This window comes from Microbulbifer variabilis (assembly GCF_020524905.1).
Classification (GTDB): Bacteria; Pseudomonadota; Gammaproteobacteria; order Pseudomonadales; family Cellvibrionaceae; genus Microbulbifer; species Microbulbifer variabilis_A.
Genome location: NZ_JAIVKI010000009.1, coordinates 26,974 through 45,426, shown reverse-complemented (window position 1 = coordinate 45,426; position 18,453 = coordinate 26,974). Strand labels below are relative to the sequence as shown.

The window sequence follows — 18,453 nt, the reverse complement described above, 5'->3', positions numbered from 1 at the left end:
GTATTCGGTGGTTGCCTCTTCCAGTGGCGCCGCTAAAATCAACAAGCCTCGCCGCTTTGGCGGCGACTATATATAAAAGATGGTAGATAGCCACCCGTACTAATTGGGCGGGCACATTTACAGAAGAAGAGACGCTATGGAAGCAAACCGGAATATCAGAGATCACATCACCGCCTTGGGCGACTGGCTGGAGAAACAGATCATCGGCCAGGAGACACTGGTTAATCGTATTCTGATCGCTCTGCTTGCCGATGGACACCTGCTCGTAGAGGGGGCTCCGGGCCTGGCCAAAACCAAGGCAATCAAAACACTGGGCGAAGCTATTGAGGGTGACTTCCATCGAGTTCAATTCACGCCAGACTTGCTACCGGCTGATATTACCGGTACCGACATTTACCGGCCGGAAACCGGAGAGTTCCATTTTCAACCCGGACCAGTCTTTCACAACCTGATCCTGGCGGATGAGATAAACCGTGCGCCCGCGAAAGTGCAATCGGCACTTTTGGAGGCTATGGCCGAGCGGCAAATTAGCGTGGGGCGAAAAACCTATCCGCTGCCGCAATTATTCTTAGTGATGGCCACGCAAAACCCCATTGAGCAAGAGGGGACTTATCCTCTACCTGAGGCTCAGTTGGATAGGTTCCTCATGCAGGTGAATCTTGCCTACCCAGATGCCGAGGCGGAAGCAAAAATCCTGCGCCTGGCCAGATCCGAGGCCACCCTTGGCGAAAATCGCCCTACCGAAATTATCAGCCAGGAAACCATTTTTCAGGCCCGCAACCAGATTCTGGAAATGCAGATGGTCGAAGCCGTGGAAACCTATACTGTCCAACTTGTCATTGCTACGCGCGAGCCGGCGAAGTATGACAGCGAGCTGGCATCATGGCTAGATTTTGGTGCAAGTCCAAGGGCAACAATTGCACTCGACCGCTGTGCCCGCGCACGCGCCTGGCTAGCCGGCCGCGATTTTGTGACCCCTGATGATGTCATGGATGTTGCTCCGGATATTTTACGCCATCGCCTGCTGCTCAGCTTTGAGGCCGAAGCCGCAGGCATTACCACAGATCAGGTTATTCAACGCCTGCTGCAACAGGTGCCGGCTATCTGATGCACACCGCAACACCGCCATCAGAACTGGACCTGCGCGGCGCTTATCCTGAAGTGAATTCACTGGTGCAAATGCGCTATGTTGCGCGTCAGTTACAGCTCTTCAAACCTCGCCTAGTACGCAGCGACCAGGCTGGCAACCTCCTTACCCGCTATCGTGGGCGCGGGATGAATTTCGAGGAAGTACGGGATTACCAAGCTGGCGACGACGTGCGCTCTATCGACTGGCGTGTAACTGCGCGCACTGGCACAACCCATACCAAGTTGTATCAGGAGGAGCGGGAGAGGCCCATTGTTATCCTGCTCGACTTGCGCTCACCGATGTTTTTCGGCAGCCATCGCGCCTTCAAGTCTGTTGCGGCAAGTGGCATTGCCGCCGCACTGGGCTGGGCTGGGTTGCAACACAGCGACCGTATCGGCGCCCTGCTCTTTTCTGATAACGACATAGACACTGTGCGCCCTAAGCGCAGCCACCACGCCGTACTGGCGATGATTCACAGCGCAGTGGACAGGGCATCCAAATTACAGAGCCCTATCGCTGAGAATGGCAGTCAATCCATGCAGACTCTATTGGAGGAGGCCCGCCGTATCGCCCGCCCCGGCAGTGCGCTTTTTCTTATTAGTGATTGTCATGACCTGAATCAGCAATGCTCACAGTCATTATATTTGCTGTCGAGGCATGCGGATTTACAGGTACTGCGTATAACTGATCCACTGGAAAAGCATTTGCCCGATCAATCTCTGACAATTTCGGATGGCCGGCAGCGCACATTTTTGTACGCAGGCAACCGCCCTCTGCGTGAGCATTTTGCAGAAAAGCAGGCTCAGGCCCGCGCCGACGTTGAACAATTATGCCGTCGACATCGACTTCCGTTGTTGGATTTTGACAATACAAAGCCCCTTGTCGGGGAATTAATGTCTTTTTACGGTTCACGCCAACAAAACGGTTGGCATAAAAATAAAAGGCAGTAGCCGTGAGTGATAGGGTACACACTGAATTTTCACTTGGTAGGTTTTATTTAATTGGAGCGACTGGCGCTGCCAACAAAATATTAACCATAGTTGAGGGGCAACCATGCTGAGAAAGCAACAGCAACTGCAGTCCCCCTCACCCGAGGCCCAGGAGTTACTGGCCCAACTACACGATATCCAGGAACCAGCTCCAGTGAGCTGGTGGCCACCCGCGCCTGGCTGGTGGCTACTCGCTTTATTGATACTTTTATCTTTGCTTGGAATCGCCCTGTGGATCAGACATCGTCGCAAGCAGGCCGAACGCAATCGCTACAAAATTGAAGCAATTGCTTTATTAAATGCGGTAGATGTAAGCCAGTCTGAAGCGACTGGGGAGATCAACGAAATTCTTAAACGCGTTGCTGTAACCACTTTTAGCAGAGCGCACTGTGGCAATCTCACCGGTAGCGCATGGTTGAGTTTTTTAGAAGGCAGCGCTTCCCTGAAATGTCCTGACGAGGCACGGGAAGCGTTGCTCGAACAACTTTATCGCGGCTCTTCCAAGCCAGAGAACAGCGAGGCTTTTCGCCAATACGCTATTCAATGGGTCCTGCAGCACCAGTTAACGGCGCAAGACTCCGAGCCACAAGTTAGTAAGGAGCATGCCGGTGTTTGAGTTTGCCTGGCCATGGATTTTCCTACTAGTTCCTCTGCCACTGCTCGCGCGGTGGCTACTGCCCCGCTCAAAGCCTTTAAGCAGCGCCTTGAAAGTACCCTTCTACTCTGAGCTCTCTCAGCGCGGCGGTGGGGAGCAAAGCAACTACCTCAATTTAATGTTACTCACTCTGATTTGGCTACTGCTGATCTGTGCCGCTGCAAGACCTCGATGGTATGGAGAACCGATTTCCCAAGCCAGTAGCGCAAGGGACCTATTGGTTGCGGTAGATATATCCGGCAGTATGGAGACTCCCGACATGCTCCTGGGCGGGCGCCCAGCGATGCGTATTAATGCGGTCAAACAGGTGGTGGGGGACTTCGTAGAGAGGCGCCAGGGCGATCGCCTGGGCCTGGTGCTTTTCGGCACCCGCGCCTATCTTCAGGCGCCACTGACCTACGACCGGGAAACTGTAGGAACCCTATTGCGCGAAGCCCAAATCGGATTCGCCGGCCAGGGTACCGCCATCGGGGATGCTATCGGTCTATCTGTTAAGCGCCTAACCCAGCGTCCCGCCGAGCAGCGTGTGCTAATCCTGCTCACCGATGGCGCCAACACTGCCGGCGAGGTCTCCCCGCTAAAAGCCGCCGAGCTGGCACAGCAAGCGGGCATCACTGTCTACACCATCGGTGTTGGTGCCGAAGAAATGGTTCAACCGGGTTTATTGGGCAGCCGCTATGGCAGCCGAAGAATTAACCCCTCCAGGGATCTCGACAGCAAAACCCTGCAGGCAATTGCCGATACAACTGGGGGCCGCTATTTCCGCGCCCATAACCCCCAGGAACTGGCAGAGATTTATTCGGAATTAGATGAACTGGAACCCGTAGAGCAGGAAGCAGAAAGCTACCGCCCGCTAAAGTCCCTATTTGTATGGCCACTTGGAATAGCCCTACTCCTGTCCGCCATCTGGGCAGTGGCCCCACTCACCTCTAATTTCAGATTTTCCAGCAACGGCAATAAACAAGCTACCACTAACGGAGGCCAGGCACAGTGAACACCCCTGAGCTACTCCACTCGTTTCATTTTCTCCGCCCCTACTGGCTATGGTTATTAATTCCCGCAGCCCTCATTTGTTGGGGCTTGGGCAAGATCGTTCTAAACAATGCCCAACTGCAAAAGGTGATTGATGCAGATTTGTTACCCCACCTTTTAATGCGCGGCGGCGCCAAGCGCCCCTGGTTATTCGGGCTAATTTTTGCGTTACTCGCCACTATGATTATCGCTATGGCGGGACCTTCTTGGAGGAAACTGCCAACTCCGGTCTACAGCAATCAAGACGCCTTGGTGATTTTATTGGATCTGTCTCCCTCCATGATGGCAACTGATCTCTCGCCCAATCGTCTCACCCGCGCCAGATTAAAAATTCTGGATATTCTTCGCGAACGCAAGGACGGACTGACCGCCCTGGTCGCCTATGCAGGCGAAGCTCATGTGGTCACACCACTGACAGAAGATACCGCCACTATCGCCAACTTGGTTCCCGCATTATCGCCTGCCATTATGCCGGTACCCGGCAGCAACATTGAAATGGCTGTGCAAACTGGTATTCGCCTACTCAAGGATGGCTCTGCTGGGCGCGGGCAACTGCTCGCCGTCACAGACGGCATTGAGCCTGCGGCCGCGGATATAGTCGCCAAATCCCTCGCCGAGGCTGGAGTTGAACTCAACATTCTCGCTGTGGGTAGTGGCGAAGGAAGTCCAATCCCCCGCGGCAATAGCGGAGGCTTCGTCACAGACAGTAATGGCGCAATTGTGATTTCCAATTTTGACCCACGGGAACTGCGCAAGCTGGCTAGAGGAAGCGGCGGCCGTTACGCCAAGATTACCGTCAACGACACCGACATAGAGCACCTACTCCCGCAAAGTGAAAGCCCCGAGCAGGCCGAATTAACCGAGCGAGAATTTGACCAATGGCGCGATGAAGGCCCCCTATTGGTCCTACTCCTTCTGCCATTTGCTACCTTGCTGTTTCGCCGTGGCGCTCTCGCCTGCACTCTGCCCCTAGCGCTAACCTTGGGACTTCCGAGTGAAAGCCAGGCTTTAGAGTGGAAGGATCTTTGGCAACGCAAAGATCAACAGGGCCAGGAATTATTCAACAAAGGTGAGTCTGCCGAAGCCGCAGAAACCTTTCGCAACCCGGAATGGCGCGGCACCGCAAATTATCGCGCCGGTGATTATGCCGCTGCTCAGCAGGACTTTGCCCTGTCAAATGATGCACAGGGACAATACAACCTGGGCAATACCCTAGTGCAACAGGGCGACTATGAGCGCGCCATTGAGGCCTATGACCAAGCTCTAGCTCAAGCACCCCAATTCGCCGATGCGCAACACAACCGAGAAATTGCCGAGAAGCTCAAAGAGCTTCAAAAGCGCCAGCAGCAACAAAATCAACAGCAATCCAGTGATCAACAAGAACAACAAGACAAGCAGGATCAGCAACAGGAGCAGCAGGCCGGCAACCAACAGCAAAATCAACAGAATCAACAGCAGGAGAACCAGGAACAGCCCTCCTCTGGCGAACCCCAGCCCTCCGAGCAAGAATCCGGCCAGGAGCAGGATCAATCAGCCGAACAGCAGCCTGCGGATGCTGAGCAGCAACAAAATGAGCAGGAGCAGCAGTCTCGACAAGCCCAACAGGGTGGAGAAGAGCAAAAACAACAGCAAGGGGAGCCCCAACCTGCCGGCGCCGAGGAGCGCCAACTGGACCCAGAAACCCAGCAGGCCCTGGACCAATGGCTACGACAAATTCCCGATGACCCCGCCGGCTTAATGCGGGAAAAATTCAAATACGAAAGCTTGCAGAGGCGGCGTGCCTATCGCAGTGGCGAGTGGGAACCCCCTGAAAACGGCGCTACCCAAAGGTGGTAGATAGATACCCACAATGCAAAACATGACCTCTGTTTTTAGATGTGACCAAACTTCAGGAAGGCTTATGGATAGCTTTTTTAAGGACCATAAATTATCTCGCCCACTAGATCTTTCAGGACTTCACTGCCTGCTATTTTTACTGGCTCTCTTTTGCCTGCCCGCCAGCAGCTGGGCCAGTGATCTCAATGCCAGTGTGGATCGCAATAAAATTGGTATCGATGAAACCCTGAATTTGCGCGTGCGCTACTCCGGTGATGAGAATGGCGGCCAGCCCGACTTCGAATTACTGGAGCAGGATTTTGACATCCTCTCTCGTCAACAATCCAACCAATACCGGGTCATTAATGGTCGTGCGGAGAGCTTTGTCGAATGGATGCTCACGCTGGCACCAAAGCGGGAAGGAGAGTTATTTATTCCTTCATTGCACTATAAAGGGCAAGTTTCAGATGCGATCCCCATAAAAGTGAGTGAGGCCGGCAGTGCCCCCAATAATGGCTCTGATCGCAAGGCTTTTCTGGAGATCGAATTAGATAAAGACAAAGTCTACGTACAAGAGCAGCTACTAGTTAAAGTACGCCTGTACACAACGATCGGCCTGCACGATATCGCCACCGAACCATTACAAGTGGCCGGTGCCCATGTAGAAAAGGTCGATGAGCAGCGCTATGAGCGCAAACTCGATGGCGTCAGTCATGCCGTATACGAACTGACTTACGCCATCTTTCCCGATAGCTCTGGCCAACTCTCTATTCCCGCATTGACTTATGTCGCCGTTGCCGGGCGCCGAGACCCCTTCTCACTGTTCAATCGCAACAGCCAGAGGCTACGCTTGCGCTCCCAGGCAAAAACCATCGAGGTTCTTCCCAAGCCTGACAGCTATAGCGGTGCCCACTGGCTGCCTGCCGCAAGCCTGGGAATCGTGCAAAGCTGGAGCCAAGACCCGGATACCTTTACCGTAGGCGAGCCTATTACCCGGATTCTTACCATACGAGCCGAAGGCCTGCGTGCGGCCCAACTACCACCTCTCCCCAAGCTGGATATTGAAGGCCTTAAAACCTACCCAGACCAACCACAACAGGAAGATCAGATAGGCCCTAATGGCGTTACCGGCAGCCGTATAGAAACCACCGCAATCGTCGCCACCCAGCCCGGCGATTATCAGCTGCCCGCTGTAACACTCACTTGGTGGGATACCAAGAGCAAAAAACAGCGTGCCACCCAACTTCCCGCTTTCCGCTTTAAGGTCAGCGGCACTGCTGCAGCCGCACCACAAACGCAAGAACCGGGAAATCTACCAACCCTTGTACCCGGCACTAAAACCCTGGAGGAACAGGATCATTTCTGGCGCAACCTGGCTATCGCCGCCCTTGCCTCCCATCTACTGTGGGTTTTCTACTTCTACCGGTATCGCCAACAGCGTCCAAAGAAACCTGCAGTTGAGGCAAAGTCAGCAAAGAAAATGCACCAAGAAGTCAAGTTAAAGAAGGCTGTTGAAAGTGAAGACCCCAGACACATTCAACAAGCCTTACTCGACTGGCTACAGCAACGCTGGCCTCATGTAAACGGTAATAATTTAAGTGAGATTGCACATCAATTGGGTTTTGAGGAGTTAGAGGAAATTCAGTCGCTGCTCAGTGCAGCCATCTATCAAGAACCAGTAAAGCCGCTAAATATTGTGAAGGTGAAGGTTCTGACTGATAGGTTGATGAGTCGAGAAGGTGATATGACTGAATCCTTGGAAGGCGGGGAGTTACCGAAACTATTCACCTGATTTTTAGCAGTAGGCTTGACCTGACAATTACCGACTCCCTGTTGTCGATTTAACAGGTCAAGCCCAATCTCAGAACATGTCTTTTTTCACCACATTTACCGAGCTCGATCCAAAGTAGATTCAATCACTGAGAGAGTCTCTGCTGCTGCTTTATCCCAAGAAAATTCACTCGCCCTCCTCAATGCACGGATTTGTAACTCTTTAACTTTCGGATGATCCTCTGTCAGTACTGCGAGTGCATGTGCAATTTCTGTTGTGGAATCTGGATTGACCGTTAATGCTGCACTCCCGGCAATTTCAGCCATAGCACCTCGATTAGCCGTTAAAACTGGAGTTCCCTGGCTATAAGCTTCGACTATTGGCAAACCAAAACCCTCATATAGCGATGGAATTAATAACGCTCTCGCCTCCCGGTAGAGATCTGGCAATTTTTCATCGGTTATATAACCTAGAATCTCAACACTCCCTTCTAGATCCAACTCCTGGACCTTTCCCTTCAATTCCGGCATACCCCAACCCTTACCACCACAAATTTTGAGGGGTAATGGTTCCGTTACTAGCTCTCGATATGAACAATATGCTTCAAGCAAGCGTCTGAGGTTTTTACGAGGCTCTATCGTACCCACGAATAAAAAATATTTACCCAAGGGACCAGGCTTGTTCGCCAATGCCAAAAAAGGTGCCTCATGGATCGTCTGAATCTTCTCAGCATACTTGGGAAATGATTGCTGTAACTCATCTGAGATACTCCCAGATACAGTAACCACTAGATCAGCCGTCTTAAGAGACGGAGGCATTAACAGCCTCTCAAGTAATAAGCCAGACCGTGACATGGTTTGAGGAAACCTTTGCCAGACCAAATCATGGATAGTAACCACTCGGACAACAGATGACCCAAGACAGAGTGGTAAGTGGTGGCGAGGAGACCAAAAAAGATCAATTTTATCTATCCGTGACCATAGAGGGAAAACTACCTGCGCAAAAATCGAGCTCAAACTCGACTTATTAATAGCCCCCGACCTAACCGTCACGTTATTAAGAGATTCAAAATCAATCAACAGAGGTTTATGGCTATAAAGATACCACTGATGCTCACTATCCAGCATAAATTCTAAGAGAGCCTGGGTATATCGACCAATTCCAGTTGTTGGAATCGACAATGGGCGGGCATCCACAGCAATTTTAGCCATTAATATTTATGCCCCTCTCCAGCAGAACTTCGCTATAAAGTTTTTTATAGGTTTCGGCCATTTTTTTTGCGGTAAATAAGTTATCGAAACGAAGACGCGCCGCCTTACCCATAGCTCTTGCCTTGGATGGATTTGTCCAAAACTCGCCCATCGCCTCACGAAGAGCCAAATAGTTAGCCGGCTCGACCACAAGCCCCGTCTCTCCAGCGCAATTAACAAAGCTGGTACCAGTGCCAATTTCGCAAGAAATTAGTGGTTTACCACACATCAACCCCTCAACAAGAGAAATACCAAACGCTTCTGATCGCAAGTGAGAGGGAAATACCACTGCCCTACACAACTGCAGCAAGGCTATTTTATCTTCGTCACTCACATAGCCAAGAAAAATAACATTATCCGCTCCCAACTTTTTCGCCAACTGTTTGAGACGAAGAGACTCGGGCCCCTTGCCAGCAATAACAACTTTATATGGCTGCTGAGCCGCAGCGCGGATGAGGTATTCAAGGCCTTTGTAATAACGGAGAACACCTACAAACAACATGAAATCACGACCACAATGTGATTCATGCGATAGTAATGTTTCTTGAGATGGAGATGGGTATTCACCCTCAGAGATGCCAAGAGGTATCACTTCCACTTTATCTTGATAATTTTTTAGTACATCACTACTGTCAACATAATTCTGAGATGTCGCAACAATGCGATCCGCCCGTTTTAGGAAGCGATGCATTAAAGGTCTGTACAAAATGCCAAGAAAACGTTGGCGAACAATATCTGATTGATATGTAATAACCAGAGGCCGTGAGCGACCAGCTAATAGATAAGCTATATCCCCAAATGGCCAAGGAAAGTGGAGGTGGAGTAATTGAGCTCTGTGTCGCCTCAAGGAAAGCAATAGCCCAAAACCAACACAGCAAGATGCAACAGAAAACCAGCGCTTATTAGCTGTTACCAAAACTTTCCGCTTCCCAACAAAGTAAGTACCAGGCTTTTCCGAAAGAGTCAGAACTTCTGAAGATGGCGTATTCGAAGCCATCTCAAGAATCGCATGCTCAAGCCCTCCCTGTGATTCAGGATAGAAGGTACGATAACATTGAAGAATTTTAATATCTTTGGACAACCTATTTACCTAATAAAAATTAGAAATTTCTACCTAATCATTGTAATGCAACAATTACCGAAGCGCCTACTTGGCCTACATACTCATCAGGTCTGCTTTCTCGTGATTTGATAAACGCAATATAAGGCTGTCTAAATTTCAGTGAAGCTAATTTTTCCACGCCTAGAGACTCCTCTAAAATTCTCAACTCATCTACCAAACCACAATGCGCTGAATCTTTTACTACAACAAGCAACTTGCCGCTTGACGAAAACTCGACGCCATCTAAAGCTGAGGAAGCAACCGGCCCACCACAAAAATCAATGTTTTTCACCAGAGACCAAGAAGAATTTGCGCTTCTCTTTTCGAGAATATTTATTCCTCTAGCGATAGTAACTTCTTGCTCGCCTAAAACCCCTGATTTGGACCCAGGGCCTGAGAAGGACACTGCATATTCGGTGTGGCTAACACGTTCAAAGCTTGCCTTAGAACCACTATCCTCAAAGAGAGCTTCTTGAACCTCTCTAGTGCTAATCTCTGTTACCTCTCCTGATACCAAAGGAATAGAGTTCACTATATCGCCACGATGCACAAAGTGCCCACAGAAAGAATCGCTGCCGATATACCTTTTATCTGGAGACCAACCACACCTATCTAACCAGACATATGATCTATCATCACTAATTAGATCAAGATATTGCTCACCTCTAGCTTTTTCAATCCAAATAAGATTAGAAAATAGATCTCCATCTAGCTCGATAAGAACAGGAAAGGAATATGAGCGCCCTCCCATCAACAATTTACCATCTGATTCATCTACGTAAATGGAGTCGGCCCCATTGACATGGAGCCAGGCAAGTGCCTGAAACCCCAAGATATTACTGGCCAGATCTTCATCATTAAATTCCATCCTATACAAAGAGGAATTTTTGTCGATATTCCTTCCAAGGCCTATAGCATAATCACTGTCTGGAAGTATATGACCAAGGACCGTCGGCCCTATATCGAATGTAGAGGCCGGAGAATCAATATTTCCTGGTGGTATATCTTTACCGATCATCCATAAAAGAAGTCGCCTTTCCGCGGAGATTTTTCCTAACTTACTGTATAGATCATTTGGCATAGCTAGATGATCTGAAGAAATAACTAATACAGTATCCGCATACAACTCACTCTCCACAAACCAATCAATAAAGTCAGCAAGTAAATAGTCAGAACATCTTATCGCTGACCCCATAGGACTTGGATGAGCTAGCTCAGTTTTTGTACGACATACTGGCGAGACAAAGCCCGGTGAGTGCGTATCCAGAGTCAGCGTATTTAAAAAGAATGGTTTCCCCTCAGTATGAAGCGAGGACGCACGCTGCTTAGTAACATTTAGTATAAAGTCGTCGTAATATCCCCATTCGTTTCTCTCGACAGAACCATCGTCATAAATTTCATGCAGCGTAGTTTTGTCTTTGACCGAGGCAAAACCATGCGTTTTAAGGAAATTACCTTTACCAGCAAATTCTTTTGACGCACCACCAATAAACTCTAGTGTAAAACCGATACTCGAAAGCAGATCACCCAGACAAACAGAGCCAGGCATAAATTCTGGCAACCCAGTTAAACTATTAGCATTCTTAGCACCCAATGTTACGAGCGGCACTCCACACTGTGAGCCAACAATACCCCCAATAGTCCAGCCGGTTCCCCATGGCTGACGTATCGATCTATATTTACGAGCAAACTCGGCCTTTTCTGAAAGATTCAGTAAAAGTCTATCGAAGACCTCATTATTGAAATAGGTTCTTTCAAGACTTTCGGCATAGATCCAGATAACATTTTTTTTGCCTGAATCGCTGAACGCATGGGGTAACGCTATTAAATCATCTAACGACTCACCTTGGATTAGACTTCCAATTTTCGATTTACTAAATTCTGATATCTGACCCTCTAGGTTATTCTGCTGTATAAGAATAGCCATTAGCAATGGAGCTTGTACCTTGATGTTTGTTACTAGAGGGTTTAGTGCTAAAGCCGCCACTAAGGCTACACATAAACCAATAAATGTAAATTGATCACCTTCTCTTCTATCTTTATTGAAAGACTTTCTTGATATATATAGTGCAAGAAGCGTAGAGCCCAAAATTACCACTAGCACGGTAAGTATTAATGGCACAAACCCTAAGATTCCTGCCCCCTTAAGGCCTACCACAAGGTGATATACAACAGATTCGTCAAAACCATTTCCACTCAACGCGTCAACAAAAAAATATAGCGCCAAGAAAATAATATTTAAAGCAACGAGCAAAGCAATCGGGCGTAAAACCTGATGACCTTGCCATACACGAAAAATAAATGCCACTAATGCGGCAAAAAACAGCAAATAAAAAATCACTAGATATCGCTCATAGCACTTCTATACACAGCAACAGTCTCTCTGCAACAACGCTCCCAACTATAGTCACCCGCCCTTTTCCTGGAAGCCTCAGAAAGACGCCGCCTTAAAACCTCATCAGTAACAAGCCTTTCCAAGATAATTGCAAGTTCATCCGCTGAATGTCCGTCGAATTCCAATGCATCTCCAGCACATACCTCAGAAACAGCAGTATCACTAGCACAAACTACAGGTAAACCGTAACCCATAGCCTCAATTGCCGGCAAACCAAACCCTTCATACAAGGACGGAAAAACGAATGCCTTTGCTGACTTATAAAGAGCCTCTAGAGTAGGTTGATCAATATATCCCAGGTACCGAACCCCCTCATCCTGAGCCAGTTGGATTTGCTTCATCAAATGCGTTGATTTCCAACCATCTCCCCCAACTAAGACCAAAGGATTTTTTTTGCGTATATCTCGTGCTAATTGGAGATACGCACTTAGCAACGTGGATAAATTCTTGCGAGGTTCGATAGTACTAACACAGAGGAAAAAGCTCCTGTTTTCCAAGCATAAGTTCTGAAGCACTTCTGAATCATTTTTTGTGTATTCAACTACAACTGGCTTGCTCGCACCATTCGGCACAACATGTATTTTTTCTTCAGTCAAGGGAAAATAGTGCAATAACTCTTGCTTAGTAAATTCCGAAATAGCAATGATTGCATCTGCTCTCTCAAGAGCCTTCGGAACCTCTACAGACATGAACTTTACTCGATCGCTCGGATGATATTCAGGAAAACGAAAAACAGAAAGGTCGTGTATCGTGACGACTGTTTTCCCTGAATGATTAGGCAAAACAAAGTTCGGTCCATGGAAGAGATGGTCAGAATTCTCAGCCAAATCTTCCACATGATCAGACTGTAAATTGAAGCGCAATAGACGTTTAACCCAATGCTTAAGCCCGCGCGGCAACAAGGCCGCAACTTTAGCCGTATAACGATTAAACATCAGGCGCCTAAGTATATCTTTTAAAGAAGGGGATTCTCCTTTATTAAAATGCTGGTAAGTGACAGCATCCTGAAACGAATAACCATTCCAATATTTAATTGGTGCACCAACCTCCACCGGCAAACGAGCTGCCAATTCGTAACTGTATCTCCCTATCCCAGTCAGCTTTCCATGTAGCGATTCAACATCTAATATAACTTTCATGAAAATTAAAACTACGACTCTTGCAACATCATTCTTAAAGTATCTGACAAACTATATTCTGAGATAGGGCCAATTGAATCACACAAGTTCGAACTATCGCCTAGCAATATCTTTATTTCATTTTCACGGACAAACTGGGGATTCACAGACACACTTAATGAGTGTCCGGTAATATTCTTGAGCTCCTCAATGACTTCTGAAAGCCTATAACCTTTAGACGTACACACATTTAATAGACTTGCATTTACATCGCTCTCCATTAACCGGAGATAACTATTACAAACAAAACGGACATCATTATATTCTCGAGTCACATCAGTATTCCCAAGCTCAATCATATTAGCGCGCCGTTTAAAATGATCTACAATTTTAGGTATCACAAATCGCACATTTTGGCCCGGCCCTGTGTAATTAAAAGGTCGCGCGATAACTATTGGCAACTTATTAAAATATGTCTTTGCTAAATGCTCCATCGCCAATTTACTAATCGCGTAATGGTTAACTGGAGCAGGGGCAATTTCTTCAGATATAATACCTACTTCGGCATTACCATATATATTGGCACTACTAGCAATCAGGACTTTCTTGGGCAAGGAGCTAGATACCAATAGAGCATCTAATAGGTTTTGCGTACCAATAACATTAACGCGATAAAAGTCACTTGAATCTCCATGACCAACGAAACTTATAGCTCCTAAGTGAACCACATAATCAAAAGACTGATTACATAACTCTGCCATTATACTTTCGCGATCAGAAAGGTCGGAATTTAATGGTACGGCCTGATAGCCGCATCCCTCTGCAAGCGAAATAAAATGGCACCCGGTAAAACCCCGGGCACCTGTTACAAGTATAGATCCACCCATTAGAAGGAAAATCCAATTCCGTTACGTCGCAAGTCTGCATCTACCATCATTTGGCATAGCTCTTCCAAAGAAGTCTTAGGCTCCCAGTTCAATTCTGCTTTCGCCTTTGCCGGATCGCCAATCAACAAATCGACTTCCGCTGGTCGATAGAACTTAGGATTAACTCTCACAAGCGCTTTTCCAGAGCCTGTATCATATCCTATTTCATTTTCATCCCTACCCTCAAAGCGAATATTGATATCTGCAGCTTTAAAAGCCATGGAGACAAAATCACGAACGGGCACTGTTCGGTTAGTTGCTAGCACATAGGTATCTGGTTTTTCAGCCTGCAGCATAAGATACATTCCCTCTACATAATCCTTTGCAAATCCCCAATCCCTTTGAGCATCCATATTTCCAAGTTCAAGGGCTTCAAGCTGCCCTAACTTTATTTTCGCTACCGAGTCAGTAATCTTACGTGTCACAAATTCTCGCCCACGAAGTGGGGATTCATGATTAAAGAGAATCCCACTAGCGCCAAATATATCGTACGATTCTCGGTAATTTATAGTCATCCAATGGGCATAAAGCTTCGCCACTCCGTAAGGACTACGAGGATATAGCGGAGTATCTTCTTTTTGTGGAATTGCTTGCACCTTACCGAACATTTCAGATGTAGATGCCTGATAAAAACGAATTTTCGGATTAACAATACGAATAGCTTCCAGCAAATTAACCGGACCAATTCCCGTAATTTCTGCAGTTGTTATAGGTTGATCAAATGAAACACCTACAAAGCTCTGAGCTGCAAGATTATAAACTTCATCCGCTTCAGTAGCTTCAAGCAAGCGGATGCTGCCTGACAGATCAGTTAAATCATACTCAATTAAGTGTAGATTTGGATGCTTTCCTATACCTAACTCTTCGATACGCCAAAAATTAACAGAACTAGTACGACGAAATGTTCCATAAACGATGTAGCCCAGACCAAGTAGTAATTGCGCTAAGTAAGCACCATCTTGTCCAGTGATACCTGTAACGATTGCCTTTTTCATCAAAATACTCTCAAACTAATTAACAGTTAGGACTTTCATCTTTGCCAAAGATGAGAAACAGGATTTAAATAAATAACCCTGTAGTCAGTATTGCTAACTTTCAAAATAAACATCATAAAGCTAGAAAGCACCACGTACTTTATCTGTTGTTATTAGCTCTCAGCTTCATTATTAACTTGCTCAAAACTATCTAGCATCCACAAGGGCAACTCAATATTGTTTTGCTCAAACCCCCTCTTTAGATTAGACACAAAACCTGGTGTCTTCCTAAAGTGATCTTCAAGATGATAAAGAGTTTTATATTTTTCTGGGTGCTTAGCATATAGCAATGCATCTTTAATAAAGAAACGGTTCCTCTCATCTAACGACTCTTCCTTTACAGAACGGGGCTGAGCAGGATGAAAGACTCGGACATCATCTGCATAAGGAACCTCACCCAATTCCTGCATCCGCCAACCAAAATCTGTATCTTCTCTAAAGTGAGGTAAATCAAACTGCAAATCAAAACCACCCAACAACTGAAATACCGAAGTCCTCACCATCAGGTTTGCTGTCATGAAACCTATACCTTCGAAGCCTACATTAGTTACGGGGCGCCATTGTTCATCATTCAGATGATCTGACATTATCATCCCCTCGACTCCGACAATATTTTCATCGGTGAAATACCTACGAGCATTAACTAGCCAATCCTCATATGGCTGACAGTCATCATCAGTGAAAGCGATAATCTTACCCTTTGCGAACATGGCTCCCGTGTTCCTTGCCCTCACCGCACCTTTCACAGGTGTATGGTGATAAATATAGGGAAACGGGTATTCTCTACCATTGCTAGGCCAGGGCTCGGCACTCTGATCAACAATAATGACTTCGAAATCTCTTTCCGTTTGTTTTTGTAATCGCTCCAAAAGCTCCTCAAGCTGACCGTGTCGCTGATACGAGGGAATAATTACAGAAAACAGAGGAGATGACTGAGAAGCGAAATGTTTGTATGACTTCAGCATTCTACCTAGAGACTCTGAAATTCTCTCCCAAGAATAGTTCTCCTCTACACAATATTTTGCATCTTCGCCCATTTGCTCACGAAGCTCTGGGCTTGCCCTTAGTTGTTTAATCCTTTTTGCAAATGACTTAGAGTCTGGCTCGCATACAAAGTACGGTGTGCGTGCCCCTGCTGCTATGCCTCTTGCACCGGTACTAGTTGTAACTGTAGGAAGCCCAGCCACCATAAAATCAAACATTTTTATATTGGTGCCGGAACCTGAGAACATCGGATTAATTGCGATATCTGCCGCCTGCAACCATGCAACCTTGCCAGCATCATCCAGCTGCCCTGTAACGATAACATTTGTTCGGCACGCAGTTATGGTAGCTCCTACACCACCCGCTATAATAAAAGTAACCTCAGGCAAAGCCTTTGCAAGGTCACCAGAAATAAACTGGGCTGCTTCAAGGTTAGGACCATATGGACTTCCTATGAAAATTGCCATAAAGAGGCTTGCAGGCAATCCCAGCTTTTTTCGTAAGGATATTTTCTCGTCTCGATCTATGTTTCTTAAGCCCTCAGTCATTACTCCGTTTGGGACTATTCGTATCTTTCTTAACGGGAAATCATAAATTCTTGCAAATCTCAATTGATCTTCATGTGAGCAAGCCAGAATAAGATCTGCACGTTTACCCAATTCGTATTCATCGCTTATGACGTTCTTTAATACCTCAACTTCTTCGGAGTTCGATTGGTCAAGCAATTGTGCGCGCAAGTAACTCTCAACATTATGAGAATCGTAAACCACAACCACCCCAGGCTTTATCTCATTCGCCAAAAGACGATAAACCCAAGGATGAGAGAAGACAACAACATCGGCCCTGCCAATTTGCTCTTTCGCTTCCCTAATGTAATCTGGTGAAAGATGTGCTTGCTGGCTGAACATCAAATCAATGGCATTTTTTCCATTCAGCTTTTGGCTTAGTTTAGCTGCGGCACTATGATGCTCATCGCTCAAAGGAATATTTATTTCTTCCAAGCATTCACTAAGCCGATGTCTCCGATAACTTTCACCTGGCCAATCGTACGTACCTACATAAGTACAATCTATATCATCTCCCAATTTATGATAGAGACCTAAAAGTCGTAATCTCCCCCCCCCAACAGGAGGATCAATCGGCTGCATATCTAGAACTGCAACTTTTACCTTCTCACTGAACACCTGCGTATCTTTTGTTTTCAGTCCAGCATCCACCAATTTAGATGCAACTTGTTCCCAAGACATATCGGCTACAACCTTCTTGGCACGAAGCCCCAATTCTCCTGCCTCACCTTTGTTCATGTAAAGCCGCTCAAAGGCATCACGAAGACCATCAGGCGATGGCTCACATACAAAACCCGTTTCGCCATTTCGGACAAAATAAGTCGGCTCTCCAGAATCAGAGCATGTCACCACCGGCTTACCACTAGCAAAAGCTTCCAAAGTGACATAACCATAATCTTCTGAAATGGGCGTAAATGGTATCGCAAGTGCGTTTTTGTAGTAGTCGATAAGCTCTTCATCTGATATAGCACCTAGAAACTGAATACGACTATCACCACCTGCCAGCAACCTTAGCCGTGCTTCATCCTCACCAACACCTGCAATCAGCAATTTTAATGGCATTTTTGAAGATTTAACCGCACGAATAGAAAGGTCCACTCGTTTCCAAGCATGGAGCCGCCCTGGAAGGAAAAAATAATCTCCGATTTCTCCGACCTTGAATTCATTAAACCCAAGTGGAGGATGAATAACTTCAGTACTCAAACCACGCCAGCGATAAAGCCTTCTTGCTACCTCATGTCCTATGGCAAACCTTTGCTTTACTTTAGACATACTCTCAAAGTCTAGCTCGTGAATTTTTGAACGCTGGTTTAAGTGCTCAGTGGTTATATTGGAAAAACCACTTTCAAACCTATCATCAAAAATCCGAATTGTATGGATTAAGTAAAGAACGTGATTTGGGTGATTGACTGCATAGCTAGGCGCTTTAGTGGATATAACAACATCATAAGCTGCCAGGTCCAACTCTTGGCTTCGCTGGTAATTACCAAGAATTGTTTCAAAGTCTGGCTCATCCGCTTGGATAAAAATCAAATCGGCCTCACAGCCCAGACTTTTCAACCCCTGCAACAATCCCTGATAAAAGCGCTCGGCCCCACCCTTTTCTCCAGATGAAAGCGCTGTAGACAGCAGGGCAACTTTGATTCCCTGGTAATTAGATTCTGTTTTCTTTTGGGTTACCACTTTA

Annotated in this window: 13 protein-coding genes; 6 read left to right on the top strand and 7 right to left on the bottom strand. The window is 46.9% G+C overall.

Features of this window, described 5'->3' with window-relative positions; genetic code table 11:
* Window positions 1–136 precede the first annotated feature (136 nt).
* From LC073_RS11705 to LC073_RS11680, 6 genes are all read left to right on the top strand, one after another.
* Window positions 137–1,108 (top strand): AAA family ATPase, encoded by a 972-nt coding sequence (locus LC073_RS11705; protein WP_226647227.1) that lies wholly within the window; start codon window positions 137–139, stop codon window positions 1,106–1,108.
* Window positions 1,108–2,079: a DUF58 domain-containing protein gene (locus tag LC073_RS11700; protein ID WP_226647224.1), complete on the top strand. Its 972-nt coding sequence runs from the start codon at window positions 1,108–1,110 to the stop codon at window positions 2,077–2,079. Before LC073_RS11705 ends, LC073_RS11700 begins: the two co-directional genes overlap by 1 nt.
* Before the next feature lie 103 nt (window positions 2,080–2,182).
* Entirely contained in the window at window positions 2,183–2,734 is a 552-nt protein-coding gene (locus LC073_RS11695; RefSeq protein WP_226647222.1) for a DUF4381 domain-containing protein, read from the top strand.
* The gene (locus tag LC073_RS11690; RefSeq protein ID WP_226647220.1) at window positions 2,727–3,767 is read left to right on the top strand and encodes a vWA domain-containing protein; all 1,041 of its coding nucleotides are present in this window, start codon (window positions 2,727–2,729) and stop codon (window positions 3,765–3,767) included. The genes LC073_RS11695 and LC073_RS11690 overlap by 8 nt, the downstream gene beginning before the upstream one ends.
* Complete coding sequence (locus LC073_RS11685; protein ID WP_226647218.1) at window positions 3,764–5,641, top strand: VWA domain-containing protein; 1,878 nt, start codon at window positions 3,764–3,766, stop codon at window positions 5,639–5,641. Before LC073_RS11690 ends, LC073_RS11685 begins: the two co-directional genes overlap by 4 nt.
* A gap of 64 nt (window positions 5,642–5,705) precedes the next feature.
* Window positions 5,706–7,412: a BatD family protein gene (locus LC073_RS11680; RefSeq protein ID WP_226647216.1), complete on the top strand. Its 1,707-nt coding sequence runs from the start codon at window positions 5,706–5,708 to the stop codon at window positions 7,410–7,412.
* Between the two features lie 95 nt (window positions 7,413–7,507).
* Here LC073_RS11680 and LC073_RS11675 read toward each other — a convergent pair whose 3' ends face one another.
* The 7 genes from LC073_RS11675 to LC073_RS11645 all read right to left on the bottom strand — a co-directional run bounded on the left by LC073_RS11675 (window position 7,508) and on the right by LC073_RS11645 (window position 18,449).
* Entirely contained in the window at window positions 7,508–8,602 is a 1,095-nt protein-coding gene (locus LC073_RS11675) for a glycosyltransferase family 4 protein (RefSeq protein WP_226647214.1), read from the bottom strand.
* Window positions 8,595–9,722 (bottom strand): glycosyltransferase, encoded by a 1,128-nt coding sequence (locus LC073_RS11670; protein WP_226647211.1) that lies wholly within the window; start codon window positions 9,720–9,722, stop codon window positions 8,595–8,597. Before LC073_RS11670 ends, LC073_RS11675 begins: the two co-directional genes overlap by 8 nt.
* Before the next feature lie 37 nt (window positions 9,723–9,759).
* Window positions 9,760–12,084: a sulfatase-like hydrolase/transferase gene (locus LC073_RS11665; protein WP_226647209.1), complete on the bottom strand. Its 2,325-nt coding sequence runs from the start codon at window positions 12,082–12,084 to the stop codon at window positions 9,760–9,762.
* Window positions 12,084–13,277, bottom strand: coding sequence for a glycosyltransferase family 4 protein (locus LC073_RS11660; RefSeq protein ID WP_226647207.1), 1,194 nt, complete (start codon window positions 13,275–13,277; stop codon window positions 12,084–12,086). The genes LC073_RS11665 and LC073_RS11660 overlap by 1 nt, the downstream gene beginning before the upstream one ends.
* A gap of 11 nt (window positions 13,278–13,288) precedes the next feature.
* Window positions 13,289–14,143 carry a GDP-mannose 4,6-dehydratase gene (locus LC073_RS11655; protein WP_226647205.1) on the bottom strand — a complete coding sequence of 285 codons (855 nt, stop codon included), beginning with the start codon at window positions 14,141–14,143 and terminating at the stop codon, window positions 13,289–13,291.
* A complete protein-coding gene (gene gmd / locus LC073_RS11650; RefSeq protein WP_226647203.1) occupies window positions 14,143–15,177 on the bottom strand; it encodes a GDP-mannose 4,6-dehydratase in 1,035 nt (344 codons plus the stop codon). The genes LC073_RS11655 and gmd overlap by 1 nt, the downstream gene beginning before the upstream one ends.
* Window positions 15,178–15,329: 152 nt before the next feature.
* The gene (locus LC073_RS11645) at window positions 15,330–18,449 is read right to left on the bottom strand and encodes a glycosyltransferase (RefSeq protein WP_226647201.1); all 3,120 of its coding nucleotides are present in this window, start codon (window positions 18,447–18,449) and stop codon (window positions 15,330–15,332) included.
* Window positions 18,450–18,453: the final 4 nt, after the last annotated feature.